This window comes from Alteromonas macleodii, assembly GCF_903772925.1.
Lineage (GTDB): Bacteria > Pseudomonadota > Gammaproteobacteria > Enterobacterales > Alteromonadaceae > Alteromonas > Alteromonas macleodii_A.
This window is the reverse complement of sequence record NZ_LR812090.1, coordinates 455793-480396: the sequence shown is the minus strand read 5'-3', so window position 1 is coordinate 480396 and position 24604 is coordinate 455793. Positions and strand designations below refer to the sequence as shown.

Here is a 24604-nt window from a genome sequence, read left to right as displayed (position 1 = left end):
TTACATAATATTAACAGCGTGAACAATAAAATGACGTGCGAAAAGAAAGCGCCTTTATCTACCGCTTGTAAATGAAGGCAAAGCCTTAATCATCGAGGCTAATATCAATGTCACTGTTATCGCTTATATCTTCATCATCGTCAACCTCTTCTGAAGATGGGCGCTTAGAGCCATAAATGCTAGCGGTCTTTGGTCTATTGATTCGTGCTTGGTATTTTAACCACGCTTTTTCTTGAGGCGTTGCGGGCTCGCGATGGCCGAGAGCCGACTCTAAATAGGCTTGTTCTTCGTCGTTTTCCGGCGTGATCTTTCCGTCTACCAGTGCAGCAAACAAGCTTCCGTGACTTTGCAAAAGCTTGCTCTCGTTAATTGAAAAATCTCCTGAACGCGCAAAGCCGTAGGGGTAATTTTTCTTATCTGCGAAGGGTTTTCTGGTGATTTTTTCTTTTGTGATTACAGACATCTTAACCTCTTTCATTGCGGCCCCCTCGTGTTACATAAATAGAGGGCTGCCAGCTAATAGTTGAATGAAATAGACTTCCGATATAGCGCCTTAATCGCTTACCACGTTATTCTTAGATGTGTTTTTGAATACTGTCAATTAGAAATAAGCGTGTCGTAAAAACTTAATATTGTGTTTTAAAGCTGACATAAAAAAAAGGCCGCAAAAGCGACCTTCAAACAACACGACATAGTTTAGCGTTTTTCGCTTACCCAAACCGTAATAGTACCATCTACAACCACTGTGCCTTCAGCGTTGTACGCCTTAACTGAAATAGGTAAATCGCCAGGCTTCCACGCATCTGCTGGCACTTCGGCGACACAGCGAATGTCTGAGTCTGCTTTTGCTGGGTATTTCACTTCCATACCTTTTGGGATCCACCTAAGGTTTTTAGGAATTGATGCTTCACACATAAAGCCCATGGCCATTTCTAAACCATTACAAATCGCGATAACGTGAACCGTGCCAATGTGGTTTTCTACCCCTTTGCGCTTTTTAATAAGCACTTCACAGTAGTTAGGTTTAATGTCTGTAATAAGTGGTGAAACTGTTGAGAAATAAGGTGCTCTGCGCGCCGAATACCAGCTAAACAGCTTTTTGCCAAAGGGCAGTTTAAGGAATTTATTATAAGTATTGAGTACGTAGTTCTTTGACATAGTATTTAACGCCGCTTTTCTAGAAAGTACTAATTCAGAAGCACGATGATAACGCACCGACTTCACGCTCACCTGGTTAGACCAGTAGGTATAACGTTAACATAATCGTTACTTTTATACGTTGCAAATGAATCTGTATTTTTCTAATCATTAATACCTAAAGACTTCTGTAATGCTTCGGTGTATAAGGCATAGCGCTTCCAGCGTCCAATTGGACGAGTATTTATTGGCTCTCTTACCTGAACTTTGCTGGCTGTTGATACCGGAAGCTTGTTATTTTCAACACGCAAACATTGTTCTTCCCAAGGTAGATTGCAATACGCCAATAGCTCTTTAACTTCAGTTTCTGGGTGCTGAGCAAGTTGCTCATATGACTGCAGGCGAATAGCATCTGGGTAAGTTTCAGCAAATTTTCTCACCCATTTTTCGAAACTTTGATACAGCTTTCCTATGACATCAAGGTCGTAAGCATAGGCGTAATAAGGGCTATGGATAGAAAACAATTGTCTAAAATTACCCACGCAAGTATCCATAGGATCTCGCAATAAGCACACTATTTTCGCGTTAGGTAGAGCCTGCCGTATTAGGTCGATATAAAAGAAGTTAAACGGCAGTTTGTCGACTAGGTGTTTTGAATTTTGTCGCAAGAAAGCCGTACGCTGAAGATAGCGCTCTCCAACTTTAGCAAGATCGCATTCATATGCCCTTTCGATAGTATGCTTATCGAGCACTAGTTGACTGCTAGTTTGAGTTACCTCTTTAACAGCAACGCCAAAATCTTGTAGCTCTCCTCCAGAGGCAACTAACGAATGATGACTTAATATCCGCTCAACTAACGTTGTGCCGCTGCGCGGCATGCCTACAACAAAAATTGGAGCGTCGCTTTGTGAACCACTGCTAGAAAAGGAAACGGAGTTTACCTGTGCCTGCAGATTACTATGAAGAGTACTGAATATTGCCTGATAATCTTTCAGTGTACTTTCGCTACGAGCCCTTTGGGGTGCTTTCGCGTGGTTTAGCGCGTCGAAAGCACGCCTGTAATCACCTATAGCTTCATACTCCTTGGCAAGCGCATGCCCTATATGAAGACGCGCATCAAAATTTTTCTCTACCCTTTTAACTAGGGGTTCAAGTCGTGCTAGATGATTATTTTCAGCTGAAACACCGCCAAGATCAGACAGGGCAAAATGAGCCTGAAAAAAATGAGGTTCGCTATCTATGGCTTTTTCAAAGTGTTTTCTTGCTAGTTCAAATTTCCCTGCAAACTTGCAGCTGACAGCATAGTTGTAGTGGTATTGCGGATTCGCTGGCGCTAGCGTAAGTGCTTTTTCAAAATAAGCGATAGCCTTTTCATGTAGGCCGACTCGAGACAGTGAAACGCCAACGGTATCTAAGTCGAGGGCACGAGTTAGGCTATCTACTGGCGCACACGATACAAACTCAAGCGCTTGCTGCATATCGCCTTTTAGTGCAAAACATTTCGCTAGATAGGCAAAAGTAATTGGACGTTTTTCTATCTCGTTAGACTTAGTTAACAAGGCAATTGCCTTTTCTATTTGGCCAATTTCAATATGAATAATGCCAAGTAAAAAATAGGCATGGGCATGCGGCCCGTATTGTTGAATCACTTCAACGCAACAGCGGTGTGCTTGCTTAAAATCTCGTTGTGTTAAGAACCTAACGGCATCGTCTAAGCGAGTTTGGCTTGTATTCATTGTTTATCTGTATTTAAACCGTTATTAAACAAAAAAGGCGCTTACACGTTAAGCGTAAGCGCCCCATATTGTATCGTACAGCAGTAACTATACTACATGCCAAATTGATACTTAAACATCAATCCTACGGTACGCGGCGTTAACACATAATGACCATAGTTTCGCTGTATTTCAGTACCATTAGGTTCTAGGGTGTCGTTAAATTGACCTAAACCTATATCACCTACGTTACGACGAGTAGAAGTAAATGCATACTTATCAAATAAGTTGTCGATATAAAGCGTTACCGACCAGTCTTCATCTGAAATAGTGGCGTTTAGATTACTTACAGCATAGCCAGGTAGCGCTTCACCATCTTGGCGAAGACCAACAGTGGTATACACATCGCTTTGCGCAGTGATACCGTAGTTTACGTTTAGCATTTTATCGTCAAATACTTCTTGGCTGTAAGTAATACCGAATGAAAACTGATGCTCTGCCGTTCCTGGTAAACGATCACCCTCTTTACCATCGTAGAAATCTTGAAGCTCTGTACCTTGGTCATCGAACACGCCGAATAAGAAAGGTGCGTCGGCTGTTAACTCAGCTTTTGTGTAGGCATATGTTGCATAAGTCGTGATATTGTCGCCGATAATACCACGCACCGAGAACTCAGCTCCTTTCGACTCTGCACCCTCTGCGTTAACAATAATAGGCTGCTGACCATTAACTGTTGCCCCAGATACCTGTGGGTCCTGCCAGTCAACATAGAATAGCGCCGTATTTAATTGAAGCTTATTTTTAAAGAAACTGGTTTTAACGCCTAGCTCGTAGTTAGTAGTGGTGTCTGCCTCATAGAGTTGCTCGTCAGGCGTAGCACAAACTATTTGGTTATTAAGATCGTCAACATTATCAGGGCAAGCACCAACGCTATTCGCGCCACCAATTCTAAAGCCTTCACTGATGGTCAAATAACCCATAGTACTAGCGGTAAATTGATAGCTCGTGTTGAACTTAAATAACGTGCCACTATCGTCAGCCTCTGTCTCACCAAAATCTAGCACAATAGAATCAGACGCTCGGCTTTCAAATACAGAATTATAAAGCGGTAAATCTACTGCCGAACGCGAATAGACATCATATTGGTATGCGCGCAGACCTAATGTTACGTCCCAGTCTCTTGTTAACTCGTAAGTAAGTTCACCGAATAGGGCCTTTTCAGTAACCTCACTTTCGTCTACTGAAAAGTATTCAAGCGAGTCAGGGCGGTAGTTACCCTCTACGCCCCACACTTCGATAGCATAACATCAAAGTTAGGCGTAAATTCTTTACTGCTGCCTTCACTGTCTAAATCGTAATAAAAACCACCAACAATCCAAGAAAGAGGGCCGTCCGTTTGCGAAATTAGGCGAAGCTCTTGTGTAAAGACTTCGCGTTCAGATTCTTCTTCGGTGTAAGCAGAGAATGCTGGAAATTCTTCATAGCTATAGTCTAAGCGAATTAACAAGTCTGTTTGGTCACGCTGGCCGTTTGCATTAAAGTTAGACAAGCCTGTTGCAGACACTAATTCAGCAAAGCCCAAATCGGCACTCATTTCTAAGCTCAAAAGTTCGTCTTCTTTTTCGCGAGGCTCTTCATAACGATACGCTGACTCATACTCACCAATAACTTCGCTCAAAGGATTTTCAGAGGAAAGTGAGTCGTAGTGGGTAATAGAACGGCCTTCAACGTCTTGCTTTTGATAGAAGTAAGTCAAAGTGCTGTCAAACCATTCGTTTGGCGCCCAACGCACTGCAATACGACCGGTTAGCGTGTCTTCGCCATTTGCATCTTCAACCTGCTTTAAGTTGCTATTTACTTCTTCTTCGTTAGACCAGTCTGGGTCAGGCAGTGATACACCGCCTTCTTTTACTACATAGTTGTAGTCAAGGAAGCCAGGGTTATTGAAATAGTTTAGTGACGCACGTACCGCTAATTCACCATCAATAATAGGTGCATTAAAGACAATACTGCTTTCCCCGCCTAACGAGTCACTTTCGCTAATGCTGAACACATCACCCGTTACTTCACCAGACATAAACTCTAGGTCAACTTTCTTCGGAAGGTAGCGAATAGCGCCACCTAAAGTTCCGGCCCCATAAAGCGTACCTTGCGGCCCAATAAGAACTTCAACCCGATCCACGTCGACAAGACGCATGTTTAGGAAAAGAGGAATGTCACCAAAATAAGTGGCTACGGTGCCCCCATTTGAACCAGGTCCTGATGAATTAGTATTTAGACCACGTACGATAATTGGAGAATCGTTCCGCCCGCCCTGATCTGTCACAGTAAGACCAGGTACCCATCGGGCTACGCCGTCAAGATCTTCAATATTCTGTTGGTCTAACACGTCAGATGTTAGTGCAGAAATATTAATAGGCACTTCCTGAAGAGTGCCACTTCTGCGCGTTGCGGTTACTTCTACTTTTTCAATTTGTTTTTCGTCTACTGCAACCGTTTGGGCGTATGCGCCTTGGCTTGAGCAAGCGGCTAGTACTGCGCCTGCTACAGCGGAAATATGAAAAGGAGCACTTTTACTCTGCATGTTCTCTCTCTTTAAATGGACATTACTAAAAAGTCACTAGCCCATTCCGTTGGAATAACAGAGTCCTTCTGATTGAGTGTTTCTAGCGTGAATTGGGTAATTATGCGTACCGGCTCGTTCTTGGTCGCCTTACTCTTATCTATCGTTACTATTCGCTGAAAAAGGTCTAGAGCCTATAGCTCAGCAGAATACGTGCCGGAATTTGCGCGCATTCTAATATAAAAACCGGTAAAAGCCAGATAAAAACAGGGTATTTATTCATTTAAAGTGCAATTAATCTCAAAAAATGACACAAGAAGAGGCAAGCGCACTGTATAAGAACTCACAAAACAATGGTTTTTTAAACTACATTTCAATTAGTTATAGACTTTAATCTACAACCCAACCACAAGTGCACCATTTTGATGCAAAGGCGTTGGAATTAATATCCAGAACCAGAGAATAATGTGATGTAAACGAGAAACTTAGAAAATCATTCGTTATTTAGTCGACGATTAATATAATCATTGAAGCGACTGTTATCCCTACACTTTACAGTTCCCTGGACGGTTGTAGAGCCGGGTGAAGGAGGAAAGTCGCGATCCTCAATCGTTACTCCCTTATTTTTACTGAGGGCGCTAAATAACTTCCCTTTTATTGAACTGCAATCAACGACTATTTCGATGCTTTTTAGAAAGTCTTCGTTTTCAGTATTGAAGGAGTTAGAAAGCTTAGGGTTTCTTTTCACATTCGAATGGGTTTTGTTTGAAGGTGATTGATTAGCGATGTCATGCAATCGTTGTGCGTTCAAACGATTGATATAATCTTGTGTGGCATCCCGAATTTTAACCTTGGTTTCTTCTGTTCTTGCTTTAAATTGTGGTGAAGGTTCTTTTACCAAAAGTTTCTGTGGTTCTTTAGGTTTGCCAACCACTTTGCTAGCGCTCGATACTTGCTCACCCTTTTTAGTGTTTTCAATGGCAGCGCTATGTTCTAGGTCACTACCTTTCTCATTCACTGTTTCTGAATCAATCTCGGTCTTTTGAGGGGCAGTCGTTGGCGTTACTAATACTGCTTTTAATAATACGGGTGGAAAGTGTTGCTTACTTACAGACTGGTTTTCTGTGGTGAATGCCAACGCGAGTAACAATGCCCCATTGGTACCTAGAGAAAGTATAAACGCACCGAGAGCAGAAGCGTTTGGCAGGCTTATTTGAGTAAAACAGCTTCTTTTAAGCTCATATCTATCAATCCTTGGCTCGACCATTAATGCATCCATCCATAAAAGCACCTAGTAGTTGAGCATTAACAAAGCAGAAAGTTCAGATAGCTATCGCTTACAAAGTAACTGCGATTATGAGATATGAATACTGAAGAAAAAATTTAGAGCGGGAAACAGGTTTGAGCTCGTTACGAAGCAATGGCCGACACTCGGTCGCGGGCCCATCAAGGGGTCGCATCAATACATCTGTAAATGTTTATATTTTCGTGAGGTTTTAAAATTTGGAGCGGGAAACAGATTTGAACTCGTTGCGAAGCAATGGCCGACACTCGGTCGCGGGCCCTTTAAGGGGTCGTATCAATACATCTGCTAATGTTTAGATTTTCGTGATGTTTGAAAATTTGGAGCGGGAAACAGATTTGAACTCGTTGCGAAGCAATGGCCGACACTCGGTCGCGGGCCCATTAAGGGGTCGCATCGATACATCTGCTAATGTTTAGATTTTCGTGATGTTTGAAAATTTGGAGCGGGAAACGAGATTCGAACTCGCGACCCCGACCTTGGCAAGGTCGTGCTCTACCAACTGAGCTATTCCCGCATAGAGTCGATGCTGTGCATCTTTTGATATCTGATTAGATTCAGATTTAAATTTGGAGCGGGAAACGAGATTCGAACTCGCGACCCCGACCTTGGCAAGGTCGTGCTCTACCAACTGAGCTATTCCCGCAACAAAAGAGGTACTTCGTTTGAAGTGGTGCGCATTTTACAAAAATTTTGGGGTAACGCAACCTTTAATTCTACTTTTTTTGCACCTCGATGCTCGAATGCTTAAATCGTAAACACTTTCTCTCGATAATAGCGCATTTCTTCAATAGACTCGCGAATATCATCTAGCGCTAGATGTACACCTTTCTTTTCGAAACCGTCTAAAACTTCAGGCTTCCAGCGGCGCGTTAGCTCTTTTATTGTACTTACATCAATATTTCTATAGTGGAAGTAGGCTTCAAGCTCGGGCATGTACTTCACCATGAAGCGTCTGTCTTGCCCAATGGTGTTTCCACACAGCGGCGATTTACCTGCATCTACCCACTGCTCTAAAAAGGCTATGGTCTGCGCCGATGCTTCTTCTACGCTTATCTTACTTTCTCGGCAACGCGCGGTTAGCCCACTTTCTCCGTGAACGCGTGTACACCACTCGTCCATATTGTTTAGTACGTCATCACTTTGATGTACCGCTATTACGGGGCCTTCAGCCAATATGTTAAGTTGTGCATCTGTAACAATGGTCGCAATTTCCATTACTACACAGGTTTCAGGATCTAACCCTGTCATTTCCATGTCTATCCAAACAAGGTTACTGTCGTGTTTACTCATTACTTTCCTCTTTGCGCTACAGACATGGCAACCATGCCCTACAAACGGTATTATTGACATAGTATACGTGAAACTAGAAAAGAATCGTGGCGAAAAAACCAAAACTTACACAACGACAGAAACGACAAGTTGCAGCAAACAGAAGCAAGCGCTTGCGTGAAAAGCACACCTCTAAAGGCGCAGCGAACCTTGATGAAAGTACGTTAGAAAGCGGTACTGTGATTGGCCGCTTTGGAAAACACGCCGACGTTGAAGATGCCAATGGCGACGTATCCCGTTGCCACATTCGCCGTACCGTTGACTCTGTAGTGTGCGGAGACAAGGTGTTTTTCAGTAAAGGGGATGACGCCGAGTCGGGTGTAAGCGGAGTCATCGAAATTGTAAAAGACAGGCATTCTGTTCTTACTCGCCCTGATTATTACGACGGTATTAAGCCCATTGCCGCGAATATTGACCGTATCATTGTAGTAAGCGCTATTTTACCTACCCTTTCATTGAACATAATCGACCGCTATCTCGTTGCCTGTGAAGATATCGGTATCACGCCACTTATTGTGCTCAACAAAGTTGAATTGCTAAGCGATGAAGAGCGCGAAAACGTTACGGAGCAGCTTAAAACCTACGAAAAACTAGGCTACGAAGTCCTGTTTACCAGCTGCAAAACTGGCGAAGGGATTAACACTCTTAATGAATACCTTAACGATAATATCAGCGTTTTCGTAGGGCAGTCGGGTGTTGGTAAATCGAGCCTTATTAACCAAGTTTTGCCAGACGCGGATGAGTTAACGGGTGACATTTCAGATAACTCAGGACTGGGGCAACACACAACCACAGCGGCTAAACTGCTTCATTTACCGGCTGGGGGTGATTTAATTGATTCTCCAGGGGTACGTGAATTTGGCCTGTGGCATATTCCTACCGAGAGAATTACATGGGGCTTTATTGAGTTCAGAGATTATTTGGGCGGCTGTAAATTCAGAGACTGCAAGCACTTAAATGACCCCGGCTGCATATTAAGAGAAGCTGTTGAAGAAGGAAAAATTAGCGCTGAACGCTTCGATAGCTACCATAGAATTTTAACCACCATGGAAGAGCAGCGCCCTAGCCATAGTCAGCCACCCGGGGCATAACAACGGCCCTAGGGTTTTGACATCGCTGAAACGCCGAACCAGCAGAAGCGTCTAAAAAGCACATCATTTATTACTGACATTGAGCTTGCTGACATTGAGCCTGCTGACATTTAGTAGCGGGGCTAAGCCAGTAAAGAAAATGTTGCAGTGTGAACCATGTGCTTATGCTTTTGTGTAAGCACTCATAACCCTAAAGTTGCTCTTAATACTACGACTTACTATACAATAACGTTATCTATGCAATGCGTTATTGTTTGCATAAAAGAAACGGAGATATTTTGTGTTAGATTGGCTTAAAGTTAATTTACAATACGTTACACCCAAGCACCTGCTTTCACGCCTTGTAGGCAAACTTGCACAAGCGGAAATGGGTAGCGTCACCACCTTTTTCATCAAGCTGTTTATCAAACAATACAATGTTGATATGACTGAAGCGCTGCATGAAAAACCAGAACATTACCGAAGCTTCAATAAGTTCTTCACTCGCCCTCTTAAACCTGAAGCACGTACGATTGATGAAAACGAAGACGTACTGATCCACGCCGTTGACGGCACGGTAAGTCAGTTTGGCGATATTCATAGCGACAGTATCTTCCAAGCCAAAGGTCACGATTTTAGCTTAACGACGTTGTTAGGCGGAAAACCTGAAGTAGCAGCACCATTTAAAAATGGTAAATTTGCTACCATTTACCTAGCCCCTCGCGATTATCACAGAATTCATATGCCAGTTGAGGGCACCCTAACTGACATGCTATATGTGCCAGGCGAATTGTTTTCAGTAAATCCGCTTACGGCACAAAATATACCTGGGCTATTTGCACGTAACGAACGTGTTGTGGCGCTGTTTGATACACCTGTAGGCAAAATGGCTATGGTACTAGTAGGCGCAACTATTGTGGCTAGTATTGAGACCGTTTGGGCAGGCACAGTTACGCCACCTGCAGGTAAAAACGTTCAGCACTGGTCATATGAAAAAGACACAGAAGCGTCTGTTTTCCTTGAAAAAGGTGCCGAGCTTGGCCGCTTTAAACTGGGCTCTACCATTGTGGTATGTTTTGAAAAAGACATGATCAACTTTGAAGATATTGCCCCAGGTATGGTTACTCGCCTAGGTGAACCTATGGCTTCAAAACTATCTTCACAAGAGATAGCTTCACAAGACGTTGCTTCGCCAGAGCCTGAGCAAAATAGCGATGAGTTCGATGACGATGCAGGTGAAACAAAAAAAGAAACACCATCTGAGGGCGCTGACAGCTAGTTTATGGATGCTGTTAAAAAAAGCCTGATTTCGCTTCACCTCACGGTCATTTTATTAGGTGGTACAGCCCTTTTTTCTAGGCTTGTACCACTTAGTGCCAGTGACATTACGCTAGTGCGTTCAGTATTTGCTTGCATCGCCCTGCTGGCATTTTTGAAACTGGCCGGAAATAAAATAAAGCTCAATTCCAGAAAAGATTATGGCGTCGCTCTTGGTCTAGGGTTTTTAATGGCGCTACATTGGGTTACCTATTTTGCCGCAATGCAATATGCTGGCGTATCTGTTGGCATGATTGCGCTATTTACCTTTCCTGTTATTACAGTGCTTATTGAACCTTTTTTCGAACGGGTTAGCCTGGTGTGGCAGGACATTGTATCTACGTTAACGGTAGTCATTGGTGTTTATTTAATTGTGCCTGAAATATCATTGGAAAATGATGTTACCCTTGGGGTACTTATCGGTATTGCATCTGCCATCTTGTACTCGTTTAGAAACCTAATTCACCGTAAGCATTTTAAGCACTACAGCGGTGCGCAAGCTATGGCATGGCAAACTTTGGTTATCAGTGTATTAATGCTGCCAATAGGCAGTGCGGAAATAGCCTCGGCGTCAACGAGCTCTTGGCTAATGCTGTTGCTTTTAGGCACTGTATTTACCGCTCTTCCCCATGCTTTGATTGCGGCGAGTCTGCGTCACTTACGGGCAAAGACATTTTCACTTATTGCCTGCATGCAGCCGCTTTACGGTGTTTTTCTTGCCATAATTTTACTTAATGAAAAGCCCGGCTTAAGCGCATTGCTAGGCGGAATTCTTATAACGTCGGCGTCAGTCTATGAAACGCTCAACACGCATAAGTTACACAGCGCGAACGATAAGTAACGTTCGCTCTGAGACTTAAGAAGGGAATGTAGATGCTAATTTTTGCCCACCGTGGCGCTAGTAAAGCCGCCCCAGAAAATACGCTAAAAGCCTTTAAACTGGCCTTCGAACAAGATGCCGACGGCATTGAATTTGATACTTATCAACACGAAAGCGGCATTATTGTTTTTCACGATAGAACCCTTACACGTAGAGCCCGCGAGACAGGTTATTTGTTAGATACGCCTTGGCAATCTCTCAAACAAATGGACATTGGCGATGGAGAGCACATACCCTCTCTTTCAGAAACCCTTCAATGCGTTCCAAGTGATAGGTGGTGCAACATTGAAATTAAGCATCTGTATGACGTAAATAGCTGGGTAGAAGACGTAAAGAAGGCAATAAAGCAAAGCAACATAAGCACTAGCCAGCTACTTATCTCTTCATTTAATCATCACTGGCTTAATGCGATCACAGACCTATGGCCGGAAATAAAAATTGGCGCTTTAACCGCAAGCTATGAATTAGACTGCACGGCAAGCGCAAGGACCCTTAGTGCTTACTCGGTAAATATTGCGCTAGACGCGGTTAATAAGCAGTTCGTACAAACTGCGCTGCAGGAGGGCTTTGATGTATTCGTTTATACGGTAGACGAACCTAGAGATATGCTAATGCTTAAAGAGTGGGGAGTGACGGGCATATTCACTAATCTGCCAAATGTAGCATTTAATACCCTATCTGATTAGGTCACGTTTTTTCGTAAGCCTATGTTCTTTTAATAACACCAGATACAAAAAAACGAGCCATTGGCTCGTTTTTTAATACTCTGTTTTACTGGTTACTTAAACTCAGTAGATAGGTGGTCTGAAAACACTGTATTTTTGCAGCACTTACACTGTCGACACAGGCGCATATTGATCCAGTGACCCGCTACAATTAATCCTGCGCCTAACGCAATAGTAAATGGCTCGTAATGATGCCCAAAAATATCTTTATGCCAGTAAATTGCGCCACCAGTAAACAGTAGTGCCAGCGGGTAATATTTGCCGTGGTAGCGAATGGCACCGCTAATCAAGGCTACCGCCCCAACAATCAGTGAGAACGTTAAAATAGTTCTTTCAAACCATACTTGCGCAAAAAAGCTAGAACCAATAAGCGGTAACAGAGGCACCAAAACAGGCAGCGCAAGGCAATGCAGCGCACACAAGCTCGACACCCAAATGCCAAGTTTGTCTAGTTTTGTTGGATTCTCGTCAATTGGAGTCATTACTCTAATTACCACCGTGCTTGAAAATGTATACGCGAATTACTCGCCAGAGACGTTATATTATAACAGACTCACAAAAATGAGAAACGTTCCCACATTAAATTTTGATCTTATCGAGATGAAAATAGACTAATTAAGTAAGAAAAAAAGCGAAGACGTTACTCGTTAGGCGCTGTAGTCGAGAGTTCAGTCATCTCTTTAGCCAAGATACTTTCTTTGGTTGCAGTACTCTCTTTGGGCAAAGTACTCTGCACAAACCTTCTGCTAACAAACCTATCCTGTTCACTTATTTCAGAGCCGGTTTTGTTTACATCTACACGAGTGAGTTGAGCAGTCTGATTCCGTTCTTTACCAAACTGTTTAGCCACTTTGGGTGCGTGTGAAAAATAGTCGGCTACGGAAGTAAGGGTAAAACCTTCTTTTTCAAGTGAGGGTAAATGCGTTTTTAAGAACTCGACCGTTTCAGGATGAGGGTGGCCAATCGCCACAACGTGCCCATTCTTTTCAGCGATGCGTTTCATTTGGTTAAACTGCTTCAGTAAGAATGATGGCTCTAATTTATGGTCCAGAAATACCTGCCTGCTTGCGCTAGGCACACCCAAACGTTGAGCAATTTCTTCACCTTTAGTTAGCACAGTAGTTCTGCTATCAACAAAGAACAGGCCTTGGCGCTTCACCTCTTTTAACAGCGCTTCCATTCCTTCTTGCTGACCGGTAAAGGCACTGCCCATGTGGTTGTTTACACCTACTGCGTTTGGCACACTTTTCATCGCTTTGCGCAAGTTATAAGTAATAGCCCCGGCAAACATATCCGTGGTTAACCCAAGCGGCCCCATGTTTTTACCATTTTGGGCTTGCATGGGCATATGAAGCATAACTGCCCTGCCCTCTTGCTCAGCACGATGCGCAATTTCAGATGCCAATGGGGTTTGTGGAAGAATGGAGAACGTAATTTCTTTAGGGAGAGAAAAAGCAGCGACATCGGACGGCCTGTATCCCAGGTCATCTAATATTATTATTATGTCTGACTTTGCGTTTACTTTAGGGCTAATTAGCCCGCATAAAACAAAGATTATACAAGGCATTAGCAGACGCAAAAGCATCTAAATCACATCCGTTTTTCATCATTATTATTAAGCGCACTGTGTGAATGTATTCACTTTAACGTTAAGCATACCAACAACAAGCGTACTTTCAACAAAACTAGTTTTTTATTACCATCTTATTACAGGTGAATCATGAACAACCTTTGTAAAGGGAGGTAAATATTGCGTAAATCTGGTACTACGCACTAAAAAAATCAGTGATAGGTCGATACTTTCTGGTTAAAGACCACCCAGCATTTAAGGTTTCACTATGATTTCAGGTATTAATGATTCTTCAGCAGCACAACAACTAAGACCAAGTACTCCACCACCGCCATCAAAGGGTCAGCAAACATCACTTTCTGACGAGCAAACACAGGCTTTGCAATCGATTTTAGAACAATACGACGCTAATTCACTCACCAGTGACAACGCGACGTCTATTGTTGAGCAATTGAAAAGTGAAGGTATAGAGCCAGGAAAGGCATTAGAAAATGCGCTTAGTAGTGCAGGTTTCGATGCTAAGCAAATTGGTGAACTGGCAGGCTTAGGTGAAGGCAAACCTCAACGCCCTTTACCAGATACAGCGACATTTGAAGTCACTGCTTAAACATTATTGTGGCGTTAACGATTTAATCCAACCAAGCTTTCGGATTTAGCGCCTTGCCTTTGTGACGAATTTCAAAGTAAAGGTTAGGATATTCCTGACCACCGCTTCGACCGACAAGGGCAATACGCTCTCCTTGACTTACATCGTCACCCGCCTGTTTAAGTAGCGCTTGATTGTGGCCATAAACACTCATGTAGCCTTCGCCATGATCGATAATAGCCACTAGACCAAACCCTCGCAGCCAATCGGCATACAAAACTCGCCCTGGTGCAATACTTTTTACAGGATCGCCCTCAGCGCCGTCTATCACAATACCTTTCCAAGATACTTCGCCTTGGCGGCGACTACCAAATAAATGGCGTATTCTACCTTTCACAGGTGCGGGAAGTTTACCCTTTCGCTTAGCCAGTCCATTCATGCTGAACTCAGCGGCACGCGCAGCGCGTTCAGCGGCTATGCGAGCTGCTTCTATAGCACCTTTAAGTGCTTTCTCATCAGCCTGCAAAGACGCAATTCGCTGATTTTCTGAAGCAATGGTTTTATTTATTTTCTTTAGCGTTGCTTTGCGGTCGGCTTGCCGGGTGATAAGCACTGCCCGCTGACCTTCTTGCTCCTCTTTGAGCGCGACGAGAGATAGTGCTTTTTCACTGAGTTCGGCAGTAACGTCTTCAAGTCTTGCGACATTACTTCTAAAACTTTCGATTTCTTTTTGGCGGGCTTTCGCCACGTATTGGTAGTAGGTAATAACACGTTCAAAAGTACGCGCATCGTCTTGATAGAAAAGCATTTTAGCGTAGTCATAGTGACCTGCCATGAACGCACTCTTAATTTGACTTGCCAATAGAGATTGCTGTTTGCGAATAGCAACTTTCAATGCATCTTGCTCTTCTTTTAGCGTAGCTTCTTCTTGCTCAACGCTTTTAAGCGCTTGTTCGGTGGTAGATAACGCTTTTGCAACTTTTGCGATATCAAGCTCTGAAGCCTTTAGCACGGCTTTTAGCTCTTCTGCACTGGCTTTATTGTTTTCAAGCACTTGCTGTCGTGCACGTAACTCGGCCTGAAGTTTAGCTAATTTTTCTCTTTGCGCACTAGCGTCGCCGTCTTGCGCTAACGCATCACTTCCAATTGGCATAACAGCCAGAGCTAGTATGCACCCGATAACTGAAAGAAAAGAACCTGCTGACATAACGTGCGCTTAAAACCTCTACCTTTGCAATGATGCCAACAGCCTGACCAGCTGTATTTCACCACTACTATTAATAACAACATCCAGTGTATCTGACGGCTTCCCATATGCCCAGTGCAATTTATTCGTAATATCAATCATCTAAAGTATTTATGATCAAGGCATGGTGAAAGTCTCTTAGCTAACTGAAAGGTAAGCTGGTTTCTCGCCCATTTTTCTATATACTTTGCACTCTTTTCATGGTCTGTAGACAGGGTTAGAGGTAATGGATCAACTAATAGAATTTGCTAGCAACAATATTATTCTTGCTGGTATTTGGGTTGCGCTGATTGCCATGTTGATATTTAGCTATATCAGTACATGGACATCTTCGGTAAAAGAATTAAGCACACATGAAGCAACACTTTTAATTAATAAAGATGATGCGATAGTGTTAGATACACGACCTGCAAAAGAGTTTAAAGCTGGCCACATTTTAGGAGCCAGACAAATTAAACCTGAAGAAGTGCGTGAGAAAAACTTCAAGAAACTTGAAAACAGCAAAGACAAACCCATTATCGTAGTATGCGCTATGGGTAATCAGGCTCGTGGTACAGCAAATGCGATGCTTAAAGATGGCTTCGCGAATGTGAATGTATTAAAAGGCGGAATGAACGCGTGGCAAAGTGCCAGCCTTCCCGTTTCTAAATAACAGGTAACCTTTATGAGCAAAGTAGAACTTTACACCAAGGGTCACTGCCCTTACTGCCATCGTGCGAAAGCACTGTTAACGCAAAAAGGTGTAGAATTTATCGAATACCCAATAGACGTTAAGCCCGAGCTACGCGACGAAATGATTGAACGCGCAAATGGCGGCTGGACTGTCCCACAAATTTTCATTGACGATCAGCACGTTGGTGGCTGTGACGATATGATGGCTTTAGAAGCTCAAAGCAAACTAAACCCTATGCTGGGTTTAGCGTAAGCGTCAGCGCATAGAGCAACGCACTACATTAAATTAAAACGACAATTAAATAGGAAATACCATGGCTGACGAAAATCAGACAAATTCAGGTGAAGCAGCAGGCGCACAGGCGCAACAAGGTGCTCAGTTCAATATTCAGCGTATCTACACAAAAGACATTTCTTTTGAATCTCCAAACGCACCGGCTATCTTCACTAAAGAGTGGAAGCCAGAAATTAAATTAGACATCGACACTAGCACTAACAAACTAGAAGAAAACACTTTTGAAGTTGTACTTTCAGTTACTGTTACTGCAACACTAGGTGAAGAGACTGCTTTCCTTTGCGAAGTACAACAGGCAGGTATTTTTGCTATTGGCGAGATGCCAGATCAAAACAAAGCGCACACGCTTGGCTCGTTCTGTCCGAACATGCTTTTCCCATATGCGCGTGAAACTATTTCTAACTTGGTTAACCGTGGCACCTTCCCTCCACTTAACCTTGCGCCTGTTAACTTTGACGCTATCTTTGCGGCTTATGTGCAAAAACGTGCACAACAAGCGCAAGGCGAAGCGCCTAAAATGGATGCCTAATAAGGTCCATGGAGCAGGTGAACATGAAGTCGAATTCGGTTTCTGAGTCGGTTTCAGTATTAGGGGCGGGGTCGTATGGCACCGCCCTTGCTTTTTGTCTTGCCAGAAATGGCAACCCAACACTGCTGTGGGGTCGCGATGAAAAGCACATTACTGAAATGGAAGCGAATCGAGAAAACAGCCGTTATCTTCCTGGCGCAACTTTTCCCGATTCACTAATTGTAAATGCCAACTTAGAAGAAGTGGTTGCCGCCAGCCGAGACATCTTGGTAGTGGTTCCTAGTCATGCTTTTGCAGCTATGCTTCAAAGCTTAAAACCATTGCTTAAGCCGCATCAACGTATCATTTGGGCGACCAAGGGGCTTGAACCTAAGACTGGGCGCTTGCTTCGCGATGTGGCAGAAGAAATTCTGGGAACGGATTACCCTTTAGCTGTTTTATCCGGGCCTACCTTTGCTAAAGAAATGGTAGCTGGTCTACCCACCGCTATTTCACTTTCTTCTACCGACGATGCTTTAAGTGACGAATTTGCAGCAAAGCTTCATTGTGCAAAGTCGTTCAGAGTATACAAAAACTCAGACTTTACCGGTGTTCAATTAGGTGGCGCGGTTAAAAACGTTATCGCTATTGGCGCTGGCCTAGCCGACGGCCTTGGGTTTGGTGCAAATGCGCGAACGGCGCTTATCACTCGTGGTTTGGCAGAGCTTTCTCGTTTAGGTGTGAAGTTAGGGGCCAACCCAGAAACCTTTATGGGCATGGCAGGCCTTGGCGATTTAGTATTAACCTGTACTGACAATCAGTCGCGTAATCGACGCTTCGGCTTGGCATTGGGCCAGGGAAAGAGTGTAGATGTTGCTATTGAAGAAATTGGTCAGGTTGTTGAAGGTTACCGCAATACAGAAGAAGTGCATGTATTATCTAAAAAGGTGGGTGTAGAAATGCCTATTTGCGAACAGATATATGCTGTACTTTATCATGGTAAATCACCGAAGGAAGCGGCCTTAGCCCTGCTTGGGCGAGATTTGAAAAACGAAGCGTAATTTCTCATTACGCTTCGCTTTAATTCCTGCTGACGGCCTTATCATTCAGACCCAATAATTAACGCCCTTCCCTTACTACAATAACTTTCTTGTTGCCTTGGTAGCTATATTGGCTGCGTTTATAGCGTTTAGCTTTTTTCGCGTTTTTATAGGGTGACTCTACAACCACATAGCGGTTTCCATGTTTGCGATAGTAGTGGTTGTTCGCAACGTAATAGCGGTGGTTATCAACAACCTCAACCCTATGTGCGCTTGGTAATACGTTAACGAATACCCCAATCTCAGGCACGCTAATGACTACGTCAACCAAAGAACGGACGGGCTGCGAGATAACAGTTACTGTTTCACTTTTGCCTCTTTTGCCATGAGAGTGATGGCCTGAGTGCGCGCTAGCCTGCCCGGCCACTAGTAAACAAACGCCGGTAATGATACTTAGTATTATGCGTTTCATAATGCTACTCCTAACTCATTTGTGTATATTCAAAGGCTATACTAATGAGCGAAGCTGAACGAAAACTGACTTTGAGGGGCTTTACGCTGTCTTTACATTAGGCATAAAAAAGCCCTTGTTACAGGGCGTTTTTAACAGGTATATCTTCAGGCAACTTTTGCCTACCTTCTACTATCTGGCCCCTTCGTAGCCAAACTGACGCCAGCTTTCGTATACAAAGACAGATACGGCATTAGATAGGTTCATGCTGCGACTGTCTGGCAGCATGGGAATGCGAACGCGCTGCTCTGGAGGTAACGACTGAATATAATCGTCCGGTAAGCCGCGAGTTTCAGGGCCAAATATAAGTGCATCGCCTTTTTGATACGATACATCACTATGAAACGCTTTGCCTTTTGTTGTACAAGCGAATACGCGGTTCGGCTTCGCGTCTTCAAGGTAGGCTTCTAAGTTTGCATGGCGCTTAACGTGAGCAAATTCATGATAATCTAAACCTGCACGTCGTACTCGCTTGTCGTCCCACTCAAAACCTAAGGGCTCGATTAGATGTAGTGTGAACCCACTGTTTGCGCATAGACGGATAATATTTCCCGTATTTGGTGGGATCTCTGGCTGATAAAGTACGACATCAAGCATGTTTTTCAAACTACCTTCACTGTTATTAACCGACTCATTCTATAACGAAACACAGCAATTCATCACCTACTCTGCAGACAAGAAGTCTAAAATTCTGGAAAGAGAGCGCTCGCGAATGTCGTCTGACTCGGTGAATAACTCATGATAAGCTCTTGGTATAATCTCAAGCTCAGCATTTGGCATTAGGTGTGCCACCCGCCGTTGGCGCTTATTATCTATTATGGCGTCATCGTCGGCGCTTAAAACCAGCGACGGGGTAGTGATTGCCCCCGCACTAGTTTCAATTCTATTCATGGCCTGATGGGCTGCGGCCAACCACTCGGTAGTTACGCCCCCAAGCTGGATATCTTGCTCTTCATCATAAAGCTCGCGAAACAACGCGTAGCGGGATTTGCTATGGGTAAGCTTATTCAAAGAAAAAGGAAACGCGATATACGGGGTTTGCCCAAAAAAGTAGCCTGCATCGGCTTTTTTCATTCTATTCACCGCAAGACCAGTGCGAATTAAACCGTTTGCCAACCAATTGGGCAATGAAGGTTTAATACCGAACATGGGGGAAGCCAATACAGCTTTCGAAAACAAATTGGGTAAACGCAATAGCGTAAGCGCACCAATAGCGCCGCCCATTGAATGGCAAACTAACAACAAAGGGCCTTGTTGCATAGGCTTAACGATAGACTCAACGAAGGCAACGAAATCGTCTACATAGTCATCGAAATGCGCCACATAGCCGTGTTGGGGATCCCGTGTCATTCTGTCTGACAGGCCTTGCCCTCGGTGATCAAGAATAAAAACGGCAAAGCCATTTTGATAGAGGTCGTAAATAAATTCTTTGTATTTTAAGTAAGACTCTATACGTCCAGAACAAATAACGATGGTTGCTCGCGGCGTTTCTGGAATGCAGTAGGCGTAGCGCACCTTTATATCATCTTTGCCGGTGAAGTGGCTTTCAGTGACACTCTTCTGCCAAAACGGGTTGATGTGAGTGGCAAAGGTGCTGGCTAAATTCTCTTCCGACGTGAACGTCCAGTTCATAAATACCCTATAACGGTCAATTTGCGCTTGTTGTGAAGCTACATACTACTGTCAAAGTATAGGTTACTACTTCGGGAATGACAGAGTTACTCGCAGCCCACCGCGCTCAACAGGTTCAGCGATAATGCGCCCATGATGCAACTCAACCGCCGCTTTTGCAATGGATAAACCCAGACCAACACCTCCTGACTCCCGCTCTCTGGCAAGCGTAGCTCGGTAAAAAGGTGAAAATATACGTTCGCATTCCTCTACAGTCAGCCCCTCGCCGTCATCGGTAATATGAATGCACCATTGCTTAGCCTCTTCGCTAAAAGAAACATGTGTTAAGAACTCGCTATGTCGTATAGCATTGCGTAGAACATTCTCAACCGCTCGGCAAAGCATCATATTGTCAACAACAACAAGCTTTTTGGGAATATCATCAATTTTTAGCTGCTTGTTTTTATTTGCTGCTTCAAAATTCGCATCGGTGAAGACATCGTTGAGCACTAACGAAAGCATTTGTTTTACCATCGTCGCTTCGCCAGCTTCAGCTCGGCTTAATGTAAGCAACTGGCTCACCAGTGCTTCCATACGCTCAGCCTCTCGCTCGACTCGAGATAGCGTTTCAGGATCTACGTTTTGCTGATGAGCAAGCCCAAGCGCCATTTGCAAACGCGCCAGCGGAGAGCGAAGCTCGTGGGACACATCGGCTAACAAGCGCTTTTGCGCCCCCCACATAGACTCTAATTGCTCAGCCATTTTATTAAAGTCACGAGAAAGCTGTCCTAGCTCATCCTGACGCTTCGCTGCTCGGCCCACCCGCGCTTGCCAGTCACCGCTCGCTATGCGTTTGGCTGAGCTTTGGATACGCAGTATGGGTTTAGTCAGTGATTTCGCAAACAACCAGCTCAATAAAATGGTAGTGATCAACGCAATTGTAAGAAACAGTAAAATTGGAGGAGTTTGCTTGTCAGGCATTTCCAGTCTTACTGAGAAAAGCGCAAATCGAGTACCGTTGCGCTCAAAGAAAACCGGCCCCAATATTTTAAATGCGCCACGCTTCACCGAGATGGGTGACGTTTGTGTTACCAACCTAAGTAAATCATCTCTGTCTTCGTTACGAAGCGGTGGACCACCACCTGAAATAACACGGTTATCGCTTATATCGATGGCCACCATTCGCCCTCTCCCTCCACGGGAATGACGATCTAGCGCTCCGCGTAATGGTGCGTCTTGGAAACGATCCTCTTGTATGCGCTCCACCACTTGATTAAGAGCAGCAACTTCACGTGGCTTTATGGGCACAATTTCAAGATCTTCAAAGAAAAGGCGGCTGCCCCATATAGCCAATAAGGCGGTTACAATGAATGTAGCCCAAAACCAAAGAAACAATCTGCCCATGATGGCCCGCGTTGGGCTTATACTGCGTAACAGTTTTACCATCAATGACTTCCAACAATTAGCATATACCCTACACCTCGGATGGTTTTAATTTTTTCATCCCTGGCCACTGCACCGATTTTCTTGCGCAAGTTACTCACGTGCATATCAATACTTCTATCAAAAGCCTGTAATGGCTTACCCAGTATTTTTAAGCTTATCTCTTCTTTTGTTACTCGCTGAGCAGCGTTGAGCATTAGCAGGCGCAGAATTAAAAATTCCGTTGTTGTAAGCGTTAGTTCGACATCATCCACTTTCGCCAGCTGACTGCTAGGGCTTAAAAAGATACCGTTAACGAATAAGTCCTGTTCAACGGCTCCGCCCGTGGATGACAAATTATGTCGGCGAACAATCGCTTTTATTCGCGCAACGAGCTCCCTGTGATTAAAGGGCTTAGGTAGATAATCATCGGCCCCCATCTCGAGGCCCAAAATGCGGTCGTAGTCATCGCCTCTAGCGGTAAGCATAAGCACCGGCGTACTGTGGCTTGCTCGAAGCTTTTTCAATACGTCAAATCCATCCATTTTAGGCATCATCACGTCAAGCAATATCAGGTCGTAATGACGCCCAGAGATCGCTTCGGATAGCCCCTCTTCGCCATCGTTGCGCACTTGCACCTGATAACCCATACCCGATAGGTACGTGGAAAGCATTTCTGTCAGCTCTAGGTCATCATCAATAACAAGGATAGACTGCAAGTGAAAATCTGTACTCATGGTATTAAACTCTTTAACTGCTAGATTCATGAAAATGCCTGTAAATTAGATAAAACTCAACCTACGCTTTCGGGGTGCTTCGCCTTAAGCTTACAAACAACACTGACAAAACGCGTACTATATCTTTTCAGACCTTTACAATCACAAATCGGCTTTACCTTTACATAAGCTTTACACTGCATTGACTGCTTTTTTAGGTGCGCACGCTAGAGTTAGCATGTCCGAAAAAAGGAGACGACAATGAAAAAGTTATTAATTGCTAGTGTAACAGTAGCAGCGATTGGCTTAGGTGGCCTTGCACTGGCGCAGCCAGCCGAGCCTGGAATGCGTCACCACGAACCGGTAAAAGAAATTGTTAAACATCTTCGCGGCATCAGCTTAAGTGACGCTCAGCGCGAAGAAATAAAAACACTCGTAAGCGCATTCAAAGACGCTAACCCTCGACCTAAATTTGGTGATATTGAAAAACCTAACCTAGATTTTGCGAGCGCCACTGAAGCCCAGATCAGCGCTTTTATCCAAACCCAGCTTGAAGAGCGCGAAGCAACGCATTTTGCTTTTGCTCAACTGCGCCACGATATCTACAACGTGCTAAATGAAGAGCAACAGGCAACTCTCTTAGCTCGAGACGCTAAAAGAGAATTAGATAGACAAAAACATCATGATGCTTTCGTAAAACAAGAAGCACGCTTTGCAAAACGAATAGATGGTGAGGTTAAAGGTCCTAAACGCAAGCCTAGGGAATTTTTGTTCGAAGGCATTGAATTAACCGACGAACAAGTAGCCAGCCTTACAGAACTTCGCGAGTCATTCAAGGACGCATCTAAAGCGAATAGAGAGAAGCTACGCAATTTTAAAGATGCCCAGCGGGATTTGGTTCGTAGCCAGTCTTTCTCTCAAGACGCTTGGGACGCGCTTTTCGCCCAATACAAAGACGACCTTGTAAGTGCTAAAGTTGAGAAAGCCAAACAGCATCAAGCCATGTTTCAAGTTTTGTCATCTGAACAACAAGCGAAACTAGAAGCATTGCGTGAAGAAGAACGTAAGCTACGCGAGATATTTAAGCCTTAACGCTTAGCCCATTTTTACCCATCTTACCCACCGTAAAAAGTGCTGGCTTCGGCCAGCCTTTTTTATGGCTGAGCCTCAGATAATTTTTGTTTCACGGATAAGGTTAGTGGCGTCACAAAATCACCAACATGTACGCTATCACTACCTGGCTCAGCCTTAAGCAAGCTAACTTCGTCAGCCACTTCAAATACTTCTAAAGTAAGGGTCTTACTAGAAAATAAACCCGATTTTCTTGATAACCCTAGGGTGGGTAACGCGCGCTGCTTTACGAGTGAAAATTTATCTCCTGCCACCAAACCGCTATTTTTACCTAGGTCGATTGCAATATAGTCAGGCGATATATCTATAACCTGCGCATAGGTTGTTTCGCACTGTAATGCCCCATGAATATCGGTAATGGCAGCATGTATAGTGTTTAGCACCATTCGACCAAAACCACTTCGCCACAGAAGGCTATTGTTACTGTCTACAGAATCGTGTTGGGAGAACGGCCAGTCTGCTTCACTGTGATAGCTATCGTTAAAAATAACCTTCGCTTTAAACGTATCGAGTACGTAAACCTGAACAGTAAAGTTTCTGCGAAGTGCCGTACTATCGCTTTCAAATACCGACGTTGCTTGTGACACTTGCTCGAAAAGCGAAATGTCTTTAACAAACCCAAATACCACGAATTGCTGACCATACTCATTGCGAAGGTACGTGGACATCGCCGTCAAATCGACATCAGAGAGACTAGAGGTTAGCCAGGTATTTACGTTAATGAGCGAAACGGGAATCTGGCTAACACTATTGCCGTTATACAGCCCATTGAGCTGCTGTGTAAAACGTTGAGATACATGACTACCAAACGAATAGAGCATACCGGTTGCGGCTTGCTGCGGTGAAGTTAAAGAAAACTCCGTTACTAGTATCCGATGGGCTAACCCATTATTAGTACAGTTAAACAAAGGCGTAATATTAACGTTTACCACTACCGTAAGTAGGTCGTCTTTAAGTGTTTCACTTATAATCTCTACACGCTGTATTCTTCCCTGAGAGCGAATTTCTGCCTTACTAGAAAGCAGTAAACCATCTACCATAATATCTTGCGCTGAAATCGTGCTGCCACTTTGAAAAGCCGCATCTGCGATAGCGTTTTGTATAGCACTGGTTCTTATATCGCTTAACTCAGCCCCTGCGAGAGCTACGGTAGACTCACCTTGCACCCATTGAGCACACGCTTGCTTAGTCACCATTAGAAAAGAGAACAAAACTAACCCAGTAAGCGTTTTACGTAATCGGCTTTTATACATG

General features: G+C 44.0%; 24 protein-coding genes, 2 tRNA genes and 1 pseudogene. 10 read left to right on the top strand and 17 right to left on the bottom strand.

Annotated elements, in window-relative coordinates; genetic code table 11:
* Positions 1–85: 85 nt before the first annotated feature.
* The 8 genes and pseudogenes from PCAR9_RS02090 to orn all read right to left on the bottom strand — a co-directional run bounded on the left by PCAR9_RS02090 (position 86) and on the right by orn (position 8011).
* A complete protein-coding gene (locus tag PCAR9_RS02090; protein WP_232091090.1) occupies positions 86–463 on the bottom strand; it encodes a MaoP family protein in 378 nt (125 codons plus the stop codon).
* Between the two features lie 233 nt (positions 464–696).
* Complete coding sequence (locus PCAR9_RS02085) at positions 697–1158, bottom strand: hotdog fold domain-containing protein (protein ID WP_012517059.1); 462 nt, start codon at positions 1156–1158, stop codon at positions 697–699.
* A 143-nt stretch (positions 1159–1301) separates the two neighbouring features.
* On the bottom strand, positions 1302–2873 hold the full coding sequence (locus PCAR9_RS02080) for a tetratricopeptide repeat-containing sulfotransferase family protein (RefSeq protein WP_179982201.1): 1572 nt from the start codon (positions 2871–2873) through the stop codon (positions 1302–1304).
* A gap of 92 nt (positions 2874–2965) precedes the next feature.
* Positions 2966–5436: pseudogene (locus PCAR9_RS02075) on the bottom strand (TonB-dependent receptor).
* Positions 5437–5908: 472 nt separating this feature from the next.
* Positions 5909–6694 (bottom strand): hypothetical protein, encoded by a 786-nt coding sequence (locus PCAR9_RS02070; RefSeq protein ID WP_179982200.1) that lies wholly within the window; start codon positions 6692–6694, stop codon positions 5909–5911.
* A gap of 465 nt (positions 6695–7159) precedes the next feature.
* Positions 7160–7235, bottom strand: a tRNA-Gly gene (locus PCAR9_RS02065).
* 53 nt (positions 7236–7288) lie between these two features.
* Positions 7289–7364 (bottom strand) — tRNA-Gly (locus tag PCAR9_RS02060).
* A 101-nt stretch (positions 7365–7465) separates the two neighbouring features.
* Entirely contained in the window at positions 7466–8011 is a 546-nt protein-coding gene (gene orn, locus PCAR9_RS02055; RefSeq protein ID WP_012517056.1) for an oligoribonuclease, read from the bottom strand.
* Between the two features lie 86 nt (positions 8012–8097).
* On the opposite strand from orn, the gene rsgA reads away from it, so the two are divergent.
* The 4 genes from rsgA to PCAR9_RS02035 all read left to right on the top strand — a co-directional run bounded on the left by rsgA (position 8098) and on the right by PCAR9_RS02035 (position 12003).
* The gene (rsgA, locus tag PCAR9_RS02050) at positions 8098–9141 is read left to right on the top strand and encodes a small ribosomal subunit biogenesis GTPase RsgA (RefSeq protein WP_179982199.1); all 1044 of its coding nucleotides are present in this window, start codon (positions 8098–8100) and stop codon (positions 9139–9141) included.
* 280 nt (positions 9142–9421) lie between these two features.
* Positions 9422–10399 carry an archaetidylserine decarboxylase gene (gene asd / locus PCAR9_RS02045; RefSeq protein WP_179982198.1) on the top strand — a complete coding sequence of 326 codons (978 nt, stop codon included), beginning with the start codon at positions 9422–9424 and terminating at the stop codon, positions 10397–10399.
* A gap of 3 nt (positions 10400–10402) precedes the next feature.
* Complete coding sequence (locus PCAR9_RS02040; RefSeq protein WP_179982197.1) at positions 10403–11278, top strand: DMT family transporter; 876 nt, start codon at positions 10403–10405, stop codon at positions 11276–11278.
* A 32-nt stretch (positions 11279–11310) separates the two neighbouring features.
* On the top strand, positions 11311–12003 hold the full coding sequence (locus PCAR9_RS02035; RefSeq protein ID WP_179982196.1) for a glycerophosphodiester phosphodiesterase: 693 nt from the start codon (positions 11311–11313) through the stop codon (positions 12001–12003).
* 92 nt (positions 12004–12095) lie between these two features.
* Here PCAR9_RS02035 and PCAR9_RS02030 read toward each other — a convergent pair whose 3' ends face one another.
* Positions 12096–12524 (bottom strand): MerC domain-containing protein, encoded by a 429-nt coding sequence (locus PCAR9_RS02030; protein WP_179982195.1) that lies wholly within the window; start codon positions 12522–12524, stop codon positions 12096–12098.
* Between the two features lie 158 nt (positions 12525–12682).
* The gene (locus PCAR9_RS02025) at positions 12683–13609 is read right to left on the bottom strand and encodes a divergent polysaccharide deacetylase family protein (protein WP_232091268.1); all 927 of its coding nucleotides are present in this window, start codon (positions 13607–13609) and stop codon (positions 12683–12685) included.
* A gap of 271 nt (positions 13610–13880) precedes the next feature.
* Here PCAR9_RS02025 and PCAR9_RS02020 point away from each other — a divergent pair, with 271 nt between their 5' ends.
* Positions 13881–14219, top strand: coding sequence for a hypothetical protein (locus PCAR9_RS02020; protein WP_179982194.1), 339 nt, complete (start codon positions 13881–13883; stop codon positions 14217–14219).
* Between the two features lie 22 nt (positions 14220–14241).
* On the opposite strand, the gene PCAR9_RS02015 is transcribed toward PCAR9_RS02020, so the two are convergent.
* On the bottom strand, positions 14242–15405 hold the full coding sequence (locus PCAR9_RS02015) for a murein hydrolase activator EnvC family protein (RefSeq protein ID WP_179982193.1): 1164 nt from the start codon (positions 15403–15405) through the stop codon (positions 14242–14244).
* A 265-nt stretch (positions 15406–15670) separates the two neighbouring features.
* On the opposite strand from PCAR9_RS02015, the gene PCAR9_RS02010 reads away from it, so the two are divergent.
* From PCAR9_RS02010 to gpsA, 4 genes are all read left to right on the top strand, one after another.
* Positions 15671–16096: a rhodanese-like domain-containing protein gene (locus tag PCAR9_RS02010; protein WP_179982192.1), complete on the top strand. Its 426-nt coding sequence runs from the start codon at positions 15671–15673 to the stop codon at positions 16094–16096.
* Between the two features lie 12 nt (positions 16097–16108).
* Positions 16109–16369 (top strand): glutaredoxin 3, encoded by a 261-nt coding sequence (gene grxC / locus PCAR9_RS02005; protein ID WP_014948069.1) that lies wholly within the window; start codon positions 16109–16111, stop codon positions 16367–16369.
* Positions 16370–16430: 61 nt separating this feature from the next.
* Positions 16431–16940, top strand: coding sequence for a protein-export chaperone SecB (gene secB, locus PCAR9_RS02000; RefSeq protein ID WP_179982191.1), 510 nt, complete (start codon positions 16431–16433; stop codon positions 16938–16940).
* An 8-nt stretch (positions 16941–16948) separates the two neighbouring features.
* Complete coding sequence (gene gpsA, locus PCAR9_RS01995; protein WP_179982190.1) at positions 16949–17980, top strand: NAD(P)H-dependent glycerol-3-phosphate dehydrogenase; 1032 nt, start codon at positions 16949–16951, stop codon at positions 17978–17980.
* Between the two features lie 58 nt (positions 17981–18038).
* Here the strand turns inward: gpsA and PCAR9_RS01990 are convergent, their stop codons facing one another.
* The 5 genes from PCAR9_RS01990 to PCAR9_RS01970 form a co-directional block, all read right to left on the bottom strand.
* A complete protein-coding gene (locus tag PCAR9_RS01990) occupies positions 18039–18431 on the bottom strand; it encodes an NAD(FAD)-dependent dehydrogenase (protein WP_179982189.1) in 393 nt (130 codons plus the stop codon).
* A gap of 171 nt (positions 18432–18602) precedes the next feature.
* The gene (trmL, locus tag PCAR9_RS01985; protein WP_039219267.1) at positions 18603–19067 is read right to left on the bottom strand and encodes a tRNA (uridine(34)/cytosine(34)/5-carboxymethylaminomethyluridine(34)-2'-O)-methyltransferase TrmL; all 465 of its coding nucleotides are present in this window, start codon (positions 19065–19067) and stop codon (positions 18603–18605) included.
* Between the two features lie 66 nt (positions 19068–19133).
* Positions 19134–20102 carry an alpha/beta fold hydrolase gene (locus PCAR9_RS01980; RefSeq protein WP_179982188.1) on the bottom strand — a complete coding sequence of 323 codons (969 nt, stop codon included), beginning with the start codon at positions 20100–20102 and terminating at the stop codon, positions 19134–19136.
* Positions 20103–20168: 66 nt separating this feature from the next.
* Positions 20169–21527: an ATP-binding protein gene (locus PCAR9_RS01975; RefSeq protein WP_179982187.1), complete on the bottom strand. Its 1359-nt coding sequence runs from the start codon at positions 21525–21527 to the stop codon at positions 20169–20171.
* The gene (locus tag PCAR9_RS01970; RefSeq protein WP_179982186.1) at positions 21527–22270 is read right to left on the bottom strand and encodes a response regulator transcription factor; all 744 of its coding nucleotides are present in this window, start codon (positions 22268–22270) and stop codon (positions 21527–21529) included. The genes PCAR9_RS01975 and PCAR9_RS01970 overlap by 1 nt, the downstream gene beginning before the upstream one ends.
* Positions 22271–22480: 210 nt before the next feature.
* Here PCAR9_RS01970 and PCAR9_RS01965 point away from each other — a divergent pair, with 210 nt between their 5' ends.
* The gene (locus tag PCAR9_RS01965) at positions 22481–23311 is read left to right on the top strand and encodes a Spy/CpxP family protein refolding chaperone (protein ID WP_179982185.1); all 831 of its coding nucleotides are present in this window, start codon (positions 22481–22483) and stop codon (positions 23309–23311) included.
* Between the two features lie 62 nt (positions 23312–23373).
* On the opposite strand, the gene PCAR9_RS01960 is transcribed toward PCAR9_RS01965, so the two are convergent.
* Positions 23374–24603 (bottom strand): flagellar assembly protein T N-terminal domain-containing protein, encoded by a 1230-nt coding sequence (locus PCAR9_RS01960; RefSeq protein ID WP_179982184.1) that lies wholly within the window; start codon positions 24601–24603, stop codon positions 23374–23376.
* Position 24604: the final 1 nt, after the last annotated feature.